Below are 14,813 nucleotides of genomic sequence, written 5' to 3' on the forward strand. Positions count from 1 at the left end.
CGTTCCGGGAAGACCGTTCCCGCATATTTGTGGGAATCTCCATGAAATTCATTGATTTTCGTTTTCGTCCCTGTGTCAAGGCCGTTATCGACTCCATCGTGAACAACCCTGCGTTCAGCGGCTTTGTCGCGGAAACCGGATTCGGCAGCGGACCCGCCCCCACACTTGAAGAAGAAATCAACCTGTTCCACAGCCTTGGCGGGGAAAAATTCGTCATGAACGGCCGCGACTGTGAAACCGTATCTCGTGCTGCCTCGTCCAACCCCGGTGTGCTTGAAGCCATGAAGGCCTTCCCTCAGGACGTGATCGGTTTTTACGGTTTCGATCCCTACAAGGGCATGGCCGGTATCAACGCCTTTAAGAAGGCGGTGCTTGAAGACGGTTTCGTCGGAGCATCCATTGATGCCGACATCTGTCGCCTGCCCTTGGACGATGCCCGTTTCTATCCCCTTTACACCGTATGCTGTGAACTGAATGTTCCGGTTATCATGACTACCGGCCCTGCCCCCATGCCGCGCGTGCCCATGAAAAACACCAGCCCCGTGCTTGTCGATCATGTCGCTTCGGACTTCCCCGAACTGCGCATCGTCATGAGCCACGCCGCCTGGAACTATCCGCAGGAAGCGCTTGCCACGGTGTTCCGCAACGAAAACGTGTACATGGATATTTCCGACGTCACCATGAACATGTGGATGGACTTCTATGTTCCCGTCATCAACAAGCGTCTGTCCGACAAGATTTTCTTCGGAAGCGCCCATCCCTTCACACATCTGAGCGAAGCGCTGGAAGTGACGACCTCCCTCGGCTTCGACAAGGATGTTCTGGAAAAGGTGATGTACGGCAATGCCAAGAAGTTCCTGAACATCTGAAGTTCAGTACGGAGTTCAGGCGGAGCCGCAGGCTGAAGACGCTTCTGCGATGAGGAAGAACGCTTCGGAAGGAGGCGCGGTTCGGCCTCGTCCTGCAAGGCTCCCCTGAATTTCATTTCCCACCGGGGAGAGCGGAAGGCGTTCGGGGAACGCCTCTTCAGCTCTCCCCGGTATTTTACGCTTATTTCAAGGAGTGTTCCGATGGAAAACAAGCTGGCTGTCGGCAAAATTCCCGGCCTTCTGCTTTCCCTGGCCGTTCCCGCCATGCTGGCCCAGCTGATCACCCTGTGCTATAATCTGGTGGATCGCGTCTATATCGGGCACATGGACGACGGCGCCGTTGCCATGACGGCCATAGGCGTGTGTATGCCCATCGTGACCATCATGATGGCGGTGGCCAGTCTGTTCGGCAGAGGGGGAGCTCCGCTCAGCGGAATCAGTATGGGCGCGCAGGATCAGGACAGGGCGGATCACATTCTGTCCAACAGCCTTTTTCTGCTTCTTCTCTCCTCCGGGCTGATCATGCTCGGCATACAGATTTTCTGTGAACCGCTGCTTCTGCTTTTCGGGGCAAGTGCTGCAACGCTTCCCTATGCTGAGGATTACCTGCGTATCTACAGCCTGGGCACATTTTTTTTCCAGGTGAGTCTCGGGTTGAACTACTTCATCAACACGCAGGGCTTCACGAAAATCGGCATGATGACGCCCCTTATCGGCGGAGTCGTCAACATCATTCTGGATCCCATATTTATTTTCGGCCTGGATATGGGTATCCGCGGCGCGGCCATAGCCACGGTCATAGCTCAGTTCGTATCTTTTCTGTGGGTCATGCGTTTTTACAGGGGGCCGCTGGCCCTGCTTCATATCCGTGCCCGATTCATGCCGCCCTGCTGGGATCTTGTACGGCGTATTGTGGTGCTGGGCTCTTCGCCGGCATTCATGATTTCCACGGAGGGCATACTGCTGCTCAGCTTCAACAAGCAGCTTGCATATTTCGGCGGCGACATGGCCGTGGGCGCCATGGCCATACTGGCTTCGATATTTCAGCTTGTCCTTCTGCCGATGATCGGCATCTATCAGGGCGCGCAGCCCATCGTCAGTTTCAACTACGGAGCGGGCGACTACGGTCGTGTAAAGGAGACCATCTGGCTCGCGGGCAAGGCCACGCTTTTGTATTCGCTGGTATGCACCTGCCTTCTGGTGTCGTTTCCGCGTTTTGTGGTCAGTCTGTTCACGCAGGATCAGGCTCTTGTCGAACAGGCTGCGCCCATGCTCCGTCTGTATATTTGCGGCTGCTTTTTCCTTGGAATGACCATCGTCAGTCAGGACAGCTACAACGCACTGGGAGACGGCAAGCTTTCCCTGTTCTTTGCCTTTTTCCGTAAGGGCATACTGCTCATTCCGCTCATTTATATTCTTCCGGGCTTTGCCGAGGACAAGGTGTTCGCCGTCGTCGCCGCCGAGCCCGTGAGCGATATTCTGGCTTCCGTCGCCAGTACCGTGTACTTCGTTTACTATGTAAGGAAAAAACTCACGCCCAGGCCCTCTGCGGCAGTCTGAGACCGGGCGTGTTTCAAAGGAGAGGTTTATGCAGGACAGAGACCGCAAGGGCATGGTTTTCAATGTGCAGAGATTCAGTGTCCATGACGGGGACGGAATCCGCACGGTGGTCTTTCTCAAGGGATGTCCGCTTCGCTGTCGCTGGTGCAGCAACCCCGAGTCTCAACACATCACGCCGGAGCGTGCCTTCAACCCCAATCGTTGTCTGACCGCTTCGGTGTGCGGGCGCTGTGTCCGCACCTGCACGACGGGAGGGCTGACACTGACGGACGATGGACTTATCCGTTACGACCGTCTTAAATGTACGGACTGCGGCGACTGTGTGCGGCAGTGTCCTACGGGAGCGCAGTCCTGGTACGGGGAGGAACGGACCGTTGCCGACATCATGAAGAGAGTGGAGGAAGACGATGTGTTCTATACCCGCTCCGGCGGAGGGCTTACCGTTTCCGGCGGCGAGCCCCTCGCTCAGCCCGACTTCACCCACTCGCTTCTGCGAGAGGCGAAGCGGGCCCGTCTGCATACGACCATCGAAACCTGTGGGCAGTGTGCTACGGAAGACCTGGATCTGGCCTGCAGAATGCTGGATTCGCTCATCATGGACGTGAAGAGCCTCGATGCTGCCAAACATAAGGAGTACACGGGGCAGAGCAATGTGCAGATTCTCAAGAATCTTGATCATGTATTGACGCATTTCCCCGATCTTCCCGTGCTTGTCCGTACACCGGTCATTCCGGGATTCAACGATACGGAGGAAGAGATCATGGCCATACGCCGTATGCTGCCGGATCGTCCCAACGTGAGGTATGAGGTGCTGACCTATCACCGGCTGGGAATGCCCAAGTATGGATATATCGGCCGCCCCTGGCTTATGGGAGACGTCAAGGCGGATGAAGTGTTCATGAAAGCGTTGAGGGAAAAGCTGGCGGCTTTTTCCCGCTGAGGTTTCTTTTTTCGCAGAGCCTTCACGGAGGCTCTGCGAAAAAAGGCTCAGCGGTATTTATGCCGGAATTTCGTATAGTCTATACCGAAGCGCGTCAGCTTGCCGTACAGAGCGCTGCGTGCAATACCGAGTTCCTGTGCCGTCAGACGTATGTTGCCGTTGCAGTGGGTGAGGGTGTCCACAATGGTCTGATATTCACGCTGGTAGAGGTTGCTTCCCGTGTATTCGCTGGGGGGAACTGCCGGCGTCGCAGGCTGGGGAGTATCCTGCCGGTGGGGGAGAAAGTCCGGCAGATCAGCATCTGTAATGTGCGTTCCCTTTGCCAGGTTCACCGCCCGCTCTATGATGTTTTCCAGTTCCCGTATATTGCCGGGCCAGGAGTACTGCTGCATAACCTGAAGCGCCTTTGTGCTGAAGCCTGCGATGGGGCGGTTCAGAGCCGAGGCATATTTGTGCAGAAAATGTTCGGCCAGCAGAATGATGTCGGTGGATCGGTTTCGCAGAGCCGGAATATTGATGACGAGCACGCTGAGCCGGTAGAAGAGGTCGGAACGGAAGGTGCCTCCGGCCACGGCCTCGCTCAGATTTCTGTTGGTGGCGGCGACGATGCGTACATCCACACTTTTGGTCGTCGTTCCTCCCACACGGCTGACTTCCTTGTTCTGAATGAGGCGCAAAAGGTTGGTTTGTGCCTCCATGGGCATTTCTCCGATTTCATCCAGAAAGATGGTGCCGCCGTCCGCGAGTTCGAATTTCCCGGGTTTGCCGTTTTTTGCCGCCCCTGTAAAGGCTCCGGCCTCATAACCGAACAGCTCAGACTGTACCAGGTCGCGTGGCAGAGCTCCGCAGTTCACTACTACAAAGGGACCGTTTCTTCGGGAGCTGCCGTTATGTATGGCATGGGCGAACAATTCCTTGCCCGTACCGCTTTCTCCCAGCAGGAGGGTTGTGATATCGCTTTGTGCAGCTACCTTGGCCAGCTGCACGGCGTTGACGATGATATCCGATTCGCCGAGTATGTCGGAAAAACGGTAAATGGCTTTGGACCCCGCTGTACGCACGGCGAATTTCTGCATTCTGGCAGTCTCGGCCAGAGTACAGACGACACCCTTGTCTTCGGGAATGAAGGACGCGGAGAGAATATAGCGGTTCTGCGAGTTGCCCACGCGCAGCGTCACTTCCTCATCCATGACGTTGCGCTTGCGCCGTAGAATCTGCATGAAAGGCTCGCCGTCCTGCACAAAGGAGGAAATCGGCCCCAGGGTGATGCTTTCCTCTCCCGGAATACCCAGTATGCGGCGGGCGTTGGCATTGGCAGCCTTGATGCCTCCCTGTCTGTCAAGAATGACGATGCCGTCGGTCAGCAGCTCTAGAACCGTGGACTGGTCGCTTAAAAGATCGTGAAGATGGTGATGATTGTGGATGTTGGCGGCAAGAGAGCGGATCAGGGCGGCGGTAGCGTCATGAAAGGCTTCGCGGGGCAGAATCAGGCCGAGAAATCCGATGATCCGGTTCTTCCCGCCCTGAAGAGGTTCTATGCAGCAGCCCCAGTGGCGGAGGCCGTCCTCTTCTCTGCATTCTTCCATGAGAGTACCGGGTTGAAAGGCCCTGCTCTGCGTCAGCTCCACCGCTCCCGCGCCGTGCAGAAGCGTGCCGTCGAGCGTGAGCAGAATCAGGATTCCGTGTTCCTTCATGAAGCATTCTTCGTATTCCTTCATGACAGGGACAGCAGCATGAACAAGTTCGTGATTCGCCTGAAGTGTTTCCTGCAGTCTGCTTAAAGGCAGCGTCCGGCATCGGGTGAGTCCGTCGGCTCCGGCAGCAAAGTTGCGCTTCCATGTTTCGAGCCGGGCCTGCGTCGGGATATGGATGTCCTCTTCTCGGGAACCCTGTTTTTCTGTGGCAGCTGTGTCGTTTCGATACCTCATGGAAACTCCTTTGTTTTTTCCGACCAGCTGGACGCATTCCATCAGTCTGACTCTGTTTTCTCCCTTACGCGGAAAATCCGTGGAAAGGCTCTTTCTTCAGGAAGCGGCAGGAGGTCTGCATGGCGTGATGAGCAGCATGAAGAGGATATTTTGTTGTGACCTAAATCAGGACATTGTCAAGTTATTATGTCCTGAATCAGGATATTCATGTCCTGATCGCAAAAAGGACATTTTTATGTGCTGTATAATAAAAACAAGTTATTTTAGAAGGTTGTAGAATATGTGATTTTTGGCATAATTATTGCTTGTCCGACAACATGGTTGGGCCCATAACGGGCCGCAGAAAAGGAACATGTTTAACAGAAGAGGTTCGAGCATGGCAAAATTCTTTCTTTCTATTTCTCTCCTGGCCCTGATGCTGGGTGTGGGGACTTCCTCTGCGTATGCTGCTGAGTATAATATCCGCTTCGCACACGACGGCGCTCCCGATGCCGTGTACTCCCAGACATTCAGAAAATTCGGTGAACTTGCTTCCTCCTATTCCGACGGCAGAGTTGCCGTAAAACTTTATGAGAACGCCGTGCTTGGCGGTGACCGCGAAGTCACGGAATCAACCCAGCGCGGCGACCTTCAGATGGGCGGTTGCGGTACTTCCAATCTCGGAATCTTCTGGCCTTCCGCCATGGCATTCGATCTGCCCTTCATCATTGATCCCGCGAAAAAAGAAGCCCTGTACAAAGAGCTCAATGAAGGCAAACTCGGTCAGTACATGAATGAACAGCTGGCCAAGGTCAACCTCATGGCTCTGGTATATGCCGACTGCCCCAACCGCCATTATATGACGAACAAGCGCGCCATTCCCGACCTCGCTTCTCTCAAGGGAATCAAGATGCGCACGACGGCTTCCCCTGTCGACAACATGCTGGCGGAAACGTTGAAGATGATTCCCGCCCCCATGGGCTTTGCGGAAATATACACCGCACTTCAGCAGGGAACCATTGACGGCGAACTTCTCAGCTTCGCCGACTATTACACGTCCCGCCGCGGCGATGTGCTGCATTACGCTCTTCCGACTTCCCACAGCTATACCAGCATGGTGGGGCTCATCAGCAAATCCTACTGGGATTCCCTTCCCTCCGACGTACAGGCCGCTTTGAAGAAGGCCGCCGTGGAAGCCTGTTCCTTCGGCCAGGATCTGGTGGACAGGATGGATGCCGACGGTCTGAAGTACGGTGAACAGAACAAGATGACGGTCTATGCGTTCCCCGAAGATGTCAGGGCCACCTTCCTTGAGGCGGTGAAGCCCGTGTACGACAGGTTTGTGCCGGACATCGACGCCGAATTCTATTCCCTGCTGACGGCAACTCAGAAGTAACAACGTTTTTCAGCTGGACGGCGGGGGAGCAAGCCTGCCGTCCTTTTTGCGACGTTCTGCTTTTACGTTCTTTTGCAGCGAGGTCTCCATGCGCGCTTTTCTTCACTGGCTGGATGAAAATTTTGAAAAACCCTTCCTTGTTCTGGGGCTGCTGACTTCCATCATCCTCATCACCTGGCAGGTGCTGTTCCGTTATATCTTTTCCGACGTCTTCGGTATGGAGGGCAATACCGCCTGGGCTGAAGAACTGTCCCTCATGTGCTTTATCTGGTGTTCCTATCTGGCCGTTCCCATTGCGATCAAGAAGCGCGACAATCTTTCCGTGACGGCTCTGGTAAGCCGTTTCGGCGAAAGGGGACAGAACATTTTCTGGATCATCAACGAGGGCGCATTTCTTGTGCTTGCCGTGGTGATCATCATTCTTTCCTGTCAGACCATTTCCATGCAGATGCGTTTTCCGCAGCTTACAACGGCTCTGCGTCTGCCCTATTATGTGTGCTATCTTTCTCTGCCCGTCAGCTTCGGACTCATGGCGGTGCGTCTGATCCAGAATCTTGTTCGGCAGATGCGCGTGTGCGGCTGGAAGGATTCGCTGATAGGTATTGCCGTGCTTGCCGTACTTGCTGCCCCCATGGTGCTGAAAGTGGACGTGAGCACCATAGCCGTGCTCATGGTGAGTCTGGTTGTCTTTCTTCTGCTCGGTATTCCCATTGCCGTCTGTCTCGCTCTGTCCGGCCTTGCAGCCATAGCCTGTTCCGGCGATCTGCCGTGGGGCAACGTGGCGCAGACCGCCTATTCATCGCTCAACTCCTTCCCCTTTCTGGCCATATTCTTCTTCATCGCCTCCGGCATCATGATGGGGGTGGGGGGCATCAGTCGTCAGCTTTTTGAGCTTGCCGACGAAGTCGTGGGCGGTATGCACGGCGGCATCGCCATCGCCACGATTCTTACCTGCATGTTTTTTGCCGCCATCAGCGGTTCCGGTCCCGCTACCGTGGCCTCCATAGGTATGATGAGTATTCCCGCCATGGTGGAGCGCGGGTATGGAAAGGTGTTTTCCGCCACCATCGTGGCCTGTGCGGGCATCATCGGCGTTCTCATTCCGCCGAGTAATCCCTTCATCGTGTACGGTGTGCTGGCCAAAGTGTCCATCGGCAAGCTGTTCATGGCGGGTGTCCTTCCCGGTATTCTGACGGGCGGCGCGCTCATGGTCTACAGCTACTTTTATTGCAAAAAGCGCGGCTGGAAGGGGGAAGACCGCAAGTTCAGCCTTCCCCGGCTGCTGAAGGCCGTCAATAACGCCAAGTGGGGCCTCATGGTTCCCGTCATCATCCTCGGCGGTATCTACGGCGGCGTGATGACGCCCACGGAATCCGCGGCCATCGCCGCGGCCTACGGGCTGCTTGTCGGCGTGTTCGTGTATAAGGGCATCAATCGTTCCAACTTCGTTTCCATCATGGTGGACTGCTGCGTCACGAGCGCCGTGGTCATCATGCTTCAGGCCATGGCCGGCATTTTCGGTTTCGTTGTGGCCATCGAATCCATTCCCCAGCAGGTGGCGCACATCATGCTGGGCTTGTCTGAAAACAAGTGGGTGGTGCTGATCATCATCAACCTTTTCCTGCTGTTCATCGGCACCTTCATGGAACCGGCTCCGGCCACCGTCATCCTTACCCCCATTCTCGTGCCCATCATGGTGTCGCTGGGCGTGGATCCCATTCACTTCGGCGTCATCATGACCATGAACCTTGCCATAGCCTTCGTCACTCCGCCTGTCGGTCCCAACCTGTTTGTGGCGAGCAGCGTCAGCGGGTGCAGTCTGGGAGCCATGAGCAAAGAAGTGTTCCCCATGATTCTTGTTCTTCTGCTCGTTCTCATTGCCATCATTATTTTCCCCGAGATCAGTCTGCTCCTGACTCACAACATGTAGCAGAAACATACGGCGGCCCGTACGGAAAAACAGACTCCGCTTTCCGTACGGCCGCTCTGTTCCGGCGTGGTTTTCATATGCTGTTCTTCACCTGAAACGATGAGGAGAAAGTCATGATTCGCAGAGACTTCATAAAAGGCTCCGCAGCCGTTGCGGCCGTGGGAGCACTGTCCGCCGTGTCCGGTCGTGTGGCGGAAGCTTCCCCTGCCGCTTCCATACCGGAAGGCAAACGTATGCGGGCAAGGGAACTCGGGCTGAACATCGGACGTTATCCGTGCGGCAGGTATAATGCCATTACCGACGTCTCCGGGGTCAGAGTCGGGCATACCACCATCATCAAGGATGGAGAAGGGCCGGTGAGCGGCATTGCGCGAACCGGGGTTTCCGCCGTCATTCCCGGCGACGACATCATCAATCATCCTTTTTATGCCGGTATGCACAGCCTGAACGGCAACGGTGAGATGACAGGTTCCTGGTGGGTGGAGGAATCCGGCCTGCTCGGTTCCCCCATTATGCTGACCAATACGCACAGTGTGGGCGTGGTGCGCGATACCGTCATTGATTATTACTGCCGCAAGTATCCCGGCGCCCTTGACTGGATGCTTCCTGTGGTTGCCGAAACCTGGGACGGATTCCTTTCCGATATCAACGGGTTCCATGTCAAACCCGAACATGTGATTTCCGCGCTGGACAACGCGGCTTCCGGCCCTGTTGCCGAAGGCTGTGTGGGCGGCGGAACGGGAATGTGCTGTCATGAGTTCAAGGGCGGCATAGGTACAAGTTCCCGCGTACTTCCTCCGGAAGAAGGCGGTTATACCATAGGTGTCATGGTACAGGCCAATTATGGCCGCCGTCCTGAGCTGACCATTGCCGGAGCGCCCGTGGGGCGGGAAATTCCCGTTTCGGAAGTGCCGGGTCGGGATAATCCTACAGAACCGGTCAGGCCTTACCAAGGGGACGGCTCCATCATCGTCATCGTTGCTACCGATGCGCCGCTGCTGGCGGATCAGTGTAAAAGGCTCGCCCGCAGAGCAGGACTCGGTGTCGGTATTACCGGCAGTACGGCTGCAGACGGTTCGGGTGATATTTTCATTGCCTTCTCTACGGGAAACAGGCTCGATAATTCCAGCGGACAGTTCCAGGTGACGACGTTGAACCATGCCCGGATGAATGCTCTTTTCACCGCCACCGTGGAAGCTACGCATGAGGCCATCATCAACGCCCTGTGCATGGCGACCACCACGAAGGGGATCAAGGGACGCTACGCCCATGCCATACCTCTTAACCGGTTGCGCGATATTTTGAAGAAGTACAATTGCATGTAAAACGGCATAACGGAAGATAACCACCGGCGGGGTAAGACTGCACATCGCGAGCCATACCCCGCCTTTATTTTTTATGACATGCGCCATTTCTGGAGAGACGGAGGGACGTTCCGGTGATGGTTTCGGTTTTTCTTTTTCATGGAGTCTACGCATAGGAGAGCAAGTGACCTTGCCTGCTGATTGTGAATGATGAGTTGGGAGCGGTCTTGGTTTGACCTGAATCAGTACATGCTTGCCTGTAATGACCTGAATAAGGACATGATTGTCCTGTGAAAAACGTCGATTCGCAGGCGGAACTTTTGAGAAGGTATGTTATTTTTACAGGTTATACGCTTGGTAAAATTATGGCATAATAATTGCTTTGCTGGTTGATATCGACTCCGTCCGTGTCTGCACCAGGTATCGGCACGGCGTAGATTCCGTCCCCCAACCGAAAGAGGAATACATGAATTTTACTCTTACACAGCATGTGAAGGTTTTGGAGAAGTATGGAGCACTCCAGCATATCGGTGAACTGATGAAGGATGCCGGTTTTCATAAGGCGTTTCTGGTCTGTGACGAAGGGATAGTGAAGCTTGGTATTGCTGACCGTATTCAGCATATTCTTGAAAAAGAGGGACTCGGTTGCGTGCTTTATGCTGAAGTACAGCCGGATCCACCTTCCGAAATCATTGACGATGGCGCAAAGATCTGCCGTGCGGAACGGTGTGACTGTGTCATTGCCGTAGGCGGCGGCAGTTCGATAGATACTGCCAAGGGTATCAATATCCTTCGTTTCAATGAAGGAAAGATTCTCGACTATGCGGACATGTCCCGTTCCATGATTCCTTCTCCCGGGCTTATTGCTGTTCCCACGACTTCCGGGACCGGGAGCGAGCTTTCCAACGGGCTCATTATTTCCGACATCAAAAATGCTGTGAAAGTTCCCATCCTTGCGGTTGCGGGCATGAGCGAGTTTGCCGTGCTTGATGCTTCTCTGACGGAAGGCATGCCCGCCTCTCTGACCATGGTGACGGGGCTTGACGTGTTTTCTCATGCCTGTGAAGCGTACATGTCCGTTCTGTCTTGTGTGGCAACCGACCTTGTCTGCGAAAAAATCATGGAAGAGGTCATTGAATGTCTGCCCAGAGCAGTGAAGAACGGTTCCGACGGAGAGGCGAGAAGGAGAATGCTGTCCTGTGCGAGCCTCGGCGGCTGGATGCTGGCCTGCGCCTCGGCACATGTGGGGCACTCCGTAGCTCATGTCATCGGTGCGCGCTATCATATTCCGCACGGCAAGGCCTGCGCGTATTCTCTTCCTTCCACGATCAGATTCGTGGCGGAAGCCTGTCCGGAAAAGGTACGGCGTGTAGGGAGGCTGCTTGGCGTATCCTTCTGCGGCGATGAAAGTGCGGAAGAAGCGGGACTGATGACGGCGAAGGCGTACAGGAGCTTCTGCGAAGGTATCGGCCTGACGCCGCTTTCCCTGAAAAGAGCCGACGAGGAGGAGCTTCAGAAACTGGCGGACGCCGTCGTGCATGAGCCTCTGGCATCGCTGTCCCCCGTCCCCGTGACCATGGACAACGTCATGCCTCTGCTGCGTGACATGTTCTGCATGTAATCGTCAGCCATTTCGTAAATTTTTATTAACTCATGTATTAATAATGTAATAATATGCTGTTGTTTTATTTTACCTGTGATGTATGGGGAGGTGTAAAAGGAGAAAAATAGCATTTTGTGTTTTTGCAGAGGAAATGATGTTTCATTATTTTTAGTACGGAGTGTGTTTATGAAACGTTCTCTCTCTCTCTCTCTCTCTCTCTCTCTCTCTCTCTTGCTTCTGGCATTTTCGTGCGTGACGGGGGCTGGAGAAGCCGTCGCCAAAACCTATAACCTGAGAATGACGAGCAATATCTTTGAAACCCACTATGCCGTGATCAACGGTATCAAACCCTGGATCGAAGATATTAAAAAGGCCACCAACGGCCAGGTGAAAATCCGCTACTTCAACCCCAATACCATCTGCCCCGAAGGGGATATCTTTTCTTCCACAGCCAGCGGCATAGTGGATATCGGAGCTTCCAACACCACCCGCAACCTCAACGAATTTCCTCTCCACGATATGTTCAGTCTGCCCATGCTGGTGGATGATGCCGTTTCGAACGGCGTCCTGAGCTGGAGAATGTATCAGGAATTCCCGGAAATTCAGCGTGAAGTGGAAAGCAAGTTCAAGGTGCTGGGCTATCAGGGCTGCGGCGTGCTGAGAGTCGGTACCATCAACAAGCCCATCCGTACGCTTGAAGATCTGAAGGGGCTGCGCATCATCGCCATCAACAAGCCCATCGCCGATATGGTGACGGCTCTCGGCGCCAATCCCATCATTGTTCCCTTCCCTGACGTATATATGGCGCTGGCACGCAATCAGGCCGACGGAATGCTGTTCGCCCTTATTGCCGCGCCTTCCGTGAAAACTCAGGAATTCCTGCATCATGTCACCGACATCGGTCTTCAGTCCGAACTTCGTGTTTTCGGTATCAACCGCAGTCTGTGGGACAGCTTCCCCCCGGAAATTCAGAAATCCTTTGAAGAATACTGCATGAGCGAGGAATTCGCCCGGCATATCTCCAAGCCTTTCGACGACGGGGACGACGTGGCTCGCGAAGTATTCAGAAAGGCTGGAGCGACCTTCTATACCCTTTCCGAAGAAGAACAGGCCCGCTGGAGAGAAAAGCTGACGCCTCTGTATCAGGCATGGACCGACCGTATGGTGGAAAATGAATTCTGTACCAGAGCCGATGCGGAAAGGATGCTGAAGCGCCTTATGGAACTTTCCGCTCAGATCAAGCAGGAAAACGCCGCCAGGTAAAACCTGTCGAGCTGTCATCCCTCTCCGTTTTCCGCTTTTGCTGCGGAAAGCGGAGAGGCAAGTCGGAGCCTTCATACAAGGTGTACGGGATAATCTCATGAGTGAGTTTTTGGACAAAGTTGCAGGCCGACTGTCAGAACAGTCCAATCGCCTGAACGGCTTGCTGTTCTGTATTTCCACCCTTTCCCTGCTGGCCATGTGCGCGCCCACCGTCATCGACGTGGTCTCCAGAATGGCGTTTTCCCGCTCCGTGCCCGGAGCTATAGAACTGGTGGAATTTTCTCTGGTGACCATGGTTTTTGCCGGATTCGGCTATGTTCAGGACAGGCGTGCCCATATCCGCGTCACCCTGCTTACGGAACATCTGAATCCTGCCGTGGGCAAGCTTATGGACATGGTTGCCTGCATTGCTTCGAGCCTGCTTGTCTGTCTTATGGCCTGGTCGCTTTTCAAGCTTGGTCTGGGGCGCTTCGACAGCAATGAAGCCAGTCCGCAGCTGGCCATTCCCCTTTACGGATTTACGTTTTTTGCCTGCATCGGGCTGTTGTTCCTTGCTTTTTCTCTGGTTGCCAACGCCATGGAGCTGATCGCAGCCAGCGTGCGGGAAAAGCAGGGCTATCTCATAGTGCTTGCGCTGCTTGTCAGCGTCGGACTGGCCGTTCTTCCTTTCCTGTGCAGGGATACCGCGTTTTCGGAAAATCTGTTTGCTTTCGGTCTCAGCGGAATGGCTTTTCTTATGGTACTCATCCTGCTGGGGGTACCCATGGGATATGCCATGACGCTCGTGGGCTTCATCGGCATGATTTCCATTTATCCTTCCCTGACGCCTCCCATGGAAATGCTGGGGCGTGCGGCCTACAGTACATCCGCCACGTATACGTTCAGCGTGGTGCCCATGTTTGTTCTCATGGGTGAACTTGCCAAACACAGCGGCATCAGCCGCGATCTGTTCACGGCGTGCAGCGTATGGCTGGGGAGAACGCCCGGTGGTATGCTCGTGGCTTCCATAGGCGGCTGCGCAGGCTTCGCAGCCGTGGCGGGCGACTCCATGGCTACAGCCGTGACCATGGGGTCGGTGGCTCTGCCTGAAATGAAAAAGAAAGGCTACGATTCAGCCACAGCCTGCGGTGCGCTTGCTGCAGGCGGAACGCTCGGCATTCTTATTCCTCCGAGCACGGGGTTCATTTTTTACGCCCTGGTTACCGAAACCTCCATAGGACAGCTGTTCATGGCAGGCGTGGTTCCCGGACTGGTACTGACCGGATTATTCATGACATATGCGGTCTTTCTGGCCATGCGTCATCCTGAACTGGCTCCTGCCGGTCAGCGTTATACGCTGGAGGAAAAGCTGCGCGCCAGTCTCGGTATCTTTCCCATGCTGGGGCTTATCCTTCTGGTTCTCGGCGGTATTCTTGCCGGATGGTACAGCCCCAACGAAGGCGGCGCCGTGGGGGCTGCGGGCACGATGTTTTACGCGGCCGTACGCAGGCGTCTGACCTGGGCCACCTTCCTGGAGTCCCTGCGTTCCTCCGCACAGGTCACGGCTACCTGCCTGCTCATTCTCATCGGCGTTGGTCTGCTCGGATACTTTTTTGCCGCAACGGGCCTGCCGTATGAACTTGCCGACATTGTCGTGGGCTGGGACACGAACCGTTATGTGATCCTGCTTGGCGTGGTGATTCTGTACCTTATCCTCGGATGTATGCTCAGCGTCACTCCCATGATTCTGCTCACTCTGCCCGCAATTTTCCCCTCCATCATGGCCCTGGGATTTGACCCCGTGTGGTTCGGCGTGTGTGTCGTCATTCTCATGGAGTGCGGTCAGATTACACCCCCCGTGGGGATCAATGTTTTTGCCATGAGCATCATGGTGTCCGAAATACCCATGGCGGCCATATTCCGGCGCATCGTTCCCTACTTCTTCCTCATGCTTTTCATGGTGCTTCTGCTGACCATTTTCCCTCAGCTGGCGCTGTGGCTGCCCGGAATTCTGTTCTAGCAGTTCTGAAGAGCAAGGCATTTCAACACGTCTGTTGTTTTC

General features: G+C 54.8%; 10 protein-coding genes. 9 read left to right on the forward strand and 1 reads right to left on the reverse strand.

Going from position 1 to position 14,813, the window contains the following annotated elements; genetic code table 11:
- Positions 1–41: 41 nt before the first annotated feature.
- The 3 genes from CZ345_RS04880 (at position 42) to hpsH (ending at position 3,369) form a co-directional block, all read left to right on the forward strand.
- The gene (locus CZ345_RS04880) at positions 42–869 is read left to right on the forward strand and encodes an amidohydrolase family protein (protein WP_077072071.1); all 828 of its coding nucleotides are present in this window, start codon (positions 42–44) and stop codon (positions 867–869) included.
- Between the two features lie 201 nt (positions 870–1,070).
- Complete coding sequence (locus CZ345_RS04885; protein WP_077072072.1) at positions 1,071–2,429, forward strand: MATE family efflux transporter; 1,359 nt, start codon at positions 1,071–1,073, stop codon at positions 2,427–2,429.
- Between the two features lie 28 nt (positions 2,430–2,457).
- Positions 2,458–3,369, forward strand: a complete 912-nt coding sequence (hpsH, locus tag CZ345_RS04890) for a (2S)-3-sulfopropanediol dehydratase activating enzyme (RefSeq protein ID WP_077072073.1) — start codon at positions 2,458–2,460, stop codon at positions 3,367–3,369.
- A gap of 47 nt (positions 3,370–3,416) precedes the next feature.
- Here the strand turns inward: hpsH and CZ345_RS04895 are convergent, their stop codons facing one another.
- Complete coding sequence (locus CZ345_RS04895; protein ID WP_162274931.1) at positions 3,417–5,297, reverse strand: sigma-54 interaction domain-containing protein; 1,881 nt, start codon at positions 5,295–5,297, stop codon at positions 3,417–3,419.
- A 376-nt stretch (positions 5,298–5,673) separates the two neighbouring features.
- Here CZ345_RS04895 and CZ345_RS04900 point away from each other — a divergent pair, with 376 nt between their 5' ends.
- The 6 genes from CZ345_RS04900 (at position 5,674) to CZ345_RS04930 (ending at position 14,771) form a co-directional block, all read left to right on the forward strand.
- The gene (locus CZ345_RS04900) at positions 5,674–6,672 is read left to right on the forward strand and encodes a TRAP transporter substrate-binding protein (RefSeq protein WP_077072075.1); all 999 of its coding nucleotides are present in this window, start codon (positions 5,674–5,676) and stop codon (positions 6,670–6,672) included.
- Between the two features lie 88 nt (positions 6,673–6,760).
- Positions 6,761–8,602, forward strand: a complete 1,842-nt coding sequence (locus CZ345_RS04905; protein ID WP_077072076.1) for a TRAP transporter large permease — start codon at positions 6,761–6,763, stop codon at positions 8,600–8,602.
- Positions 8,603–8,715: 113 nt separating this feature from the next.
- Positions 8,716–9,927 (forward strand): DmpA family aminopeptidase, encoded by a 1,212-nt coding sequence (locus CZ345_RS04910; protein ID WP_144277248.1) that lies wholly within the window; start codon positions 8,716–8,718, stop codon positions 9,925–9,927.
- 445 nt (positions 9,928–10,372) lie between these two features.
- Complete coding sequence (locus CZ345_RS04915) at positions 10,373–11,527, forward strand: iron-containing alcohol dehydrogenase (protein ID WP_077072077.1); 1,155 nt, start codon at positions 10,373–10,375, stop codon at positions 11,525–11,527.
- A gap of 168 nt (positions 11,528–11,695) precedes the next feature.
- A complete protein-coding gene (locus CZ345_RS04920; protein ID WP_077072078.1) occupies positions 11,696–12,772 on the forward strand; it encodes a TRAP transporter substrate-binding protein in 1,077 nt (358 codons plus the stop codon).
- Between the two features lie 97 nt (positions 12,773–12,869).
- A complete protein-coding gene (locus CZ345_RS04930; RefSeq protein ID WP_083717140.1) occupies positions 12,870–14,771 on the forward strand; it encodes a TRAP transporter large permease in 1,902 nt (633 codons plus the stop codon).
- Positions 14,772–14,813: the final 42 nt, after the last annotated feature.

The organism is Mailhella massiliensis, assembly GCF_900155525.1.
GTDB classification, from domain to species: Bacteria; Desulfobacterota; Desulfovibrionia; order Desulfovibrionales; family Desulfovibrionaceae; genus Mailhella; species Mailhella massiliensis.